The organism is Phycisphaerae bacterium (assembly GCA_012729815.1).
Taxonomy (GTDB): Bacteria; Planctomycetota; Phycisphaerae; order JAAYCJ01; family JAAYCJ01; genus JAAYCJ01.
Genome location: JAAYCJ010000095.1, coordinates 1 through 3,717, shown reverse-complemented (window position 1 = coordinate 3,717; position 3,717 = coordinate 1). Strand labels below are relative to the sequence as shown.

Annotated in this window: 4 protein-coding genes; all 4 read left to right on the top strand. The window is 60.6% G+C overall.

Going from position 1 to position 3,717, the window contains the following annotated elements; translation table 11 throughout:
• Nucleotides 1–242 (top strand): hypothetical protein (locus GXY33_07070; protein NLX04888.1); only part of this gene is annotated, 242 nt, incomplete at its 5' end.
• 301 nt (nt 243–543) lie between these two features.
• Nucleotides 544–1,206, top strand: a complete 663-nt coding sequence (locus GXY33_07065; GenBank protein NLX04887.1) for a TVP38/TMEM64 family protein — start codon at nt 544–546, stop codon at nt 1,204–1,206.
• 366 nt (nt 1,207–1,572) lie between these two features.
• Entirely contained in the window at nt 1,573–2,649 is a 1,077-nt protein-coding gene (locus GXY33_07060; protein NLX04886.1) for a LacI family transcriptional regulator, read from the top strand.
• A gap of 234 nt (nt 2,650–2,883) precedes the next feature.
• Nucleotides 2,884–3,621 (top strand): PEP-CTERM sorting domain-containing protein, encoded by a 738-nt coding sequence (locus tag GXY33_07055; GenBank protein NLX04885.1) that lies wholly within the window; start codon nt 2,884–2,886, stop codon nt 3,619–3,621.
• Nucleotides 3,622–3,717: the final 96 nt, after the last annotated feature.

Genomic DNA, 3,717 nt, shown 5'->3' with positions numbered 1-3,717 from the left:
TCCTCGACGAGGTGGACGCGGCGCTGGACGAGGCGAACGTGGACCGGTTCAATATGGTGATCCAGGAGTTTTTGCACCACTCGCAGTTCATCGTGATCACGCACAACAAGCGGACGATGAGCTACGCCGACGTACTGTACGGGATCACGATGCAGGACGCGGGCGTGTCGAAGAAGGTGGGGGTGAAGTTCGACAAGGGGCAAGGCGAACCGGAGCCGACGGAGGAGCAGGAGGCGGCGTAGGGCGGGAAGAGGCTTTAGGCTTTGGGCTTTAGGCTTTAGGGCTGTCGCTGGGGGATGATCCGGCGGTGTTGGCGGTCCTTTTTGGGGGGCACGGAGCACGCGGACCACGCGGAGGGAGTTGGATTTCGAGTTTCGAATTGCGGATTTCGGATTTGGCCTGAGAAAGCCGTTCGTTGACGGCGAAGCAGAAGAGGTGAAGGCTGCTCTTGCGCGGAGGGGCGGAGGTTTGAGCAGAAGGCGGCGGAGATAATGAAGAAGATTGAAAGTTGGTCTTTCGAGACTTGCCCCAGTTGGTTACTGAATGGAACGTAGACGGCTGCTGCATCTGAAGCTTGCCGGCATCGTGGTAGTGCTGGTGGTGTTTGTCCTGGCTCCCTACTTTCTCTGGCACGAGAAGATGGATGCCATCTTCGCGTCACCGGAGTTTGCGGATTGGGTTGGTTCGTCGAGATCGTACGCGTGGGCGGTGGTCATGGCGTTGCTGGTGGGCGACCTGTTCCTGCCGATTCCGACGTCGCCGGTCGTGGCGACGGCTGGGGTCATGTATGGCGTATTCTGGGGCGGGGTCGTGGGATCGGCTGGGTCGTTCCTGGCGGGGGTGGTCGCCTATTGGGTGGCTCGGCTGGCGGGGCGCAAGGCGGCGAGGTTCCTGGCCGATGAGCAGGAGATGGCGGATCTGCAGCAGTTTTTCGACACATGGGGCGTGGGCGGGATCATCGCTTCGCGGGCGATGCCGGTGGCGCCCGAGGTGCTGACGTTCCTGGCGGGTTTATCTCGGATGCACCAGGGACGTTTCTACGCGGCGCTGCTGGTGGGTTCGGTTCCGATGGGGTTCCTGCTGGCGTGGGCCGGCGAGGCGGCGGGAGCGTCGTCACGATTGCTGCTCGTCCTGACGTTGATTCCGGCGTGCCTGTGGTTCGTGTACCTGATCTGGATGCATCGCATTCGATCGTACCGGCTGTAGACGACTGCAAGAGAAGGACGGTCGGGCGACAGCCGAATAACGGAAACAGCGGGAGACGACTGGGACGTCCGGGAAGAAAGCCATCCGACAACGGTTACGGGTTTCCGCCGGGAGATGTGGGTCAGGCGCGGGTTCGGTTCTCTTGTGGAATCGCGGAGGGTTTGAACAGAAGGTCGCGAAGGTGAGGAGGGGCGTTGGGGGCGAGGGGGGTGTATCCTCAGACATTCCTGGGGGGAGCGGATGGTCAGGGGCTTCCAGGATTGGGTGAAACGTGCTATAGTGGGTGTATTCGCATTCAGGTCTGGGTGGTTCTGATGGTTTTGTTTGAGAAGGCGGTCATTGTTGGCGAAGTCAAGACCGACATCCTTGTCGAAGACGATCACGGCTTACGACGTGGCCCGTCTGGCCAGGGTAACCCAGGCAACGGTTTCGCGAACGATCAACAAGCCGGATGCGGTGGCTCCCGCGACTCGCGCGCGGGTTCACGAGGCGATGAAGGCGTTGAACTACATTCCTTCGGCCTCGGCTCAGGGGTTGGCGCGGGGCAAGAGCGGGGTGATCGGACTTCTGGTGTCTCTGGACGTTTCCAACGCCCGTGTTTTTGGTTTTCTGGTGGATGGGATTGTCAGCGTGCTGGCGGAAGGCAAGTACCTGCTCAACATGGGTCACGTATCCAGCGCGAGCGACGTTTCGGCTGAGGAGATTCTTGAGTCTCCGCTGCTGAGCAAGCATTATTGTGACGGGATCATCATGCACCTGCCGCATTTTGTGGGTGATACGTCGAGGATTTACCATCGGATACCTTGTCCGTACGTGGACATCAACCCGGCGTCGCCACAGGCGATGAACTGTGTCGTTCCTGACGACCGGGGGGCGGCTGAGACGGCTGTGGGCCACCTGGTTTCACGGGGTCATCGGCGTATCGCGTATCTGGGCAGCATGATGGACGCATCGGGTCCGCAGCACGCCTACGTCCGGGCCCGCCATGACGGGTATATCATGAGCATGTCCCGCGTCGGGCTATCGCGGGTGGAGCGTTCCGATGAGCCGGTGGTGATTCCCGCCAGGGGTTCGTATGCGGAGATACAGTCGCAGCGGTACGCGAGGATTGAAGAGCGGCTGGAGTTCTGGTTGACGCTGGAGGATCCGGTCACGGCGGTTGTGGCGCAGGATTCTGGGATGGCGAATTCCATCGCGGAGGTGGCGTACGATCGCGAATGGCGGATACCGGGTCGGTTTTCGCTGATTTCGTGTGACGATATCAGCATCGGTTTCAGTTCGTCGCTTCCGATCACGGCGGTGGATCTGAATCTGATGACGATCGGGGCGGAGGCGGCGCGGATGGTGCTTCGTCGCCTGGATGGCCCTGAGGTGCCGATTCCGTCGGTTACCGTTCCGGGCAAGCTTCGGGAGCGCAAGACGATCGCCGTCATGGGGAAGTAGTTGGTATTGGGGGAGGGTTGGGGGGTCCGGTGGTTGGCCGGTCAGCCGATCGCATGTAAATTGTTTGATTGACGGGGCTTGTGAAGGTTCTTCCTTGTTTTGGGGTACCCTCTTGACAGGAATGGCGCACCTGGTAGAATGTATGCGGATACATACGGCATCTTCCGCATTTGTAAGGGCGAAGGAGGGCATGGTGTATCCGAATACATTTTTTAGGACGAAAGGAGAAAGAGCATGTCGAGGGTAAGATGGGCAGGTTTGGCGGCGGTGGCGTGGGTACTGCTGGCCGTGCAGGCGTCGCAGGCGGGATTTGAGTACGACGCTGGGACGGGGACGTACGTCGAGTCGTTCGCGGGCACCACGAAGGACCCGGCGACGTGGGAGGAATACAGCGTCGACGGTTTCGTTTCCCGAGAGGACGAGGGACTTGTGTATCTTGGCGGGAACAAGGCGGACTACACGACGAAGGCGTTCACGGTCGGCGTGGGCGAGTACGCGCGGGTGTACCTGGATGAGTCCTCGTCGGGGACGTACGGGACGAACGCCCTTCTGCTGACCACGAATTCGCTCGGGACGAGTGGAAGGGCCACGGACGACAGCAGGGTGTTGAGCGTTCAGTGGAACAACTACACCGCGAAGATATTTGCGCGTGTTTCGTTCGATGCGGGCGCGGTGGAGACCGACATGGACATCGCGACGGGTTTTGGCGGTCTGGATGGGATCTGGTTCCAGATCGAGCGTCTGAGCAGCACGGAAGCGCGGTTCAGCGCCTTCGACAGCGGCCTGGATGTGATTGGCACGGTTCAGACGATGACGTTCAGCGACGTTCCGGACGACCTGTACATCGGGCTGTACACCGCATCGTCCTATTGTCACTACGACAACGTTGTTGTCGGGAGCGTTCCGGAGCCGGTGACGATGGGCCTTCTTGCGATGGGCGGGTTGGGTATGGTGATCCGTCGCAGGCGATAGGCTGCGGATAAGTAGTGGCGTGTCGGGGATTTGCGTTCCGTTGGGTGTCGCGTGGGTTGGATGGCGCCCGGACGGGGGCAAATCCCCAATGCGTTT